1 protein-coding gene is annotated in these 1,032 nt (G+C 64.1%); it reads right to left on the bottom strand.

What is annotated here, in order from left to right; translation table 11 throughout:
- A partial coding sequence (locus tag ACFX4F_RS19765; RefSeq protein ID WP_380658004.1) for a flagellin occupies positions 1-1,032 on the bottom strand: 1,032 nt, incomplete at both ends.

The following is a 1,032-nucleotide window of genomic DNA, read 5'->3' as shown; positions in this document are numbered from 1 at the left end:
CGGCACCTGGTTGGCCTGGGCCAGCATGGCCGTACCGGCCTGCTGCAGGATCTGGGTGCGGGTCAGCTCAGCGGTTTCCTTGGCGAAATCGGTGTCCTTGATGCGGCTGCGCGACGCCGACAGATTCTCCGACGAGGTCTGCAGGTTGGCCACCACCGAGGTGAAGCGGTTCTGGATCGCACCGAGGTCGGCGCGGGTGCTGTTGATCGAGTTCAACGAGTTGTCGACGATCTCCAGCGCCTTCTGTGCACCTTCCACTGTGGAGATGTTCACCGACGACAGCACGCTAGCAGTCACGCCGGTCATGGTGCCGCCGTTTGTGCTGCTCTCGTCAAGGCCGATGTTGGCGAAATCGGCAGCGACGGCGGTAGCGCCGGCGGTGGCCGGGCCGCCGGCGGCCAGTGCGAAGGTCTGGCTGTCTTTCACCGACGACAGGCTGATAACGCCCTTGTCCACGCTGGCCATGACGCCGGTTTCGCCCAGTTTCGCATTGATGGCGGCGGCAGTAGCCTTGGAAATGGACTCTCCGGCCTTGACCGAGATGTCACCGATGTTGATGGCGGTGGCCGTGCCACCCTTCGGGGTGACCGACACCTGCAGACCGGTAAACTTGGTGTCAGCGGTGGCCAAGTCCTCGTTCACGGCAGCGGTGGCAGCATTATCCAGCGCGGTGCCTTTGTAGGCCACCGCGAAGGTGGAGTTGCCCAGCGAGGCTGTCTTTGCGTCGACTACCTTGTCGATGGCGATGGCCTGACCGGCGTTGGCGCCGACCTGGAACAGCTGGCTGGAGAAGGTGCCATCCAGCAGCTTGGTGCCGTTGAACTCGGACTGCTTGGCGACGCGGTCGATTTCCGAGACCAGCTGAGTGACTTCGGCCTGCAGCGCCTTGCGGTCACTATCGGAGTTGGTGGCGTTGGCGGCCTGCACCGACAGCTCGCGGACGCGCTGCAGGTTGTTGCCGATTTCGGTCAGCGAACCTTCGGCGACCTGGGCCAGCGAGATGCCGTCGTTGGCATTGCGGATGGCCACGTC

This window comes from Stenotrophomonas sp. YIM B13575 (assembly GCF_042787595.1).
Classification (GTDB): Bacteria; Pseudomonadota; Gammaproteobacteria; order Xanthomonadales; family Xanthomonadaceae; genus Stenotrophomonas; species Stenotrophomonas lactitubi_B.
This window is presented reverse-complemented; position numbering and strand designations above follow the sequence as displayed.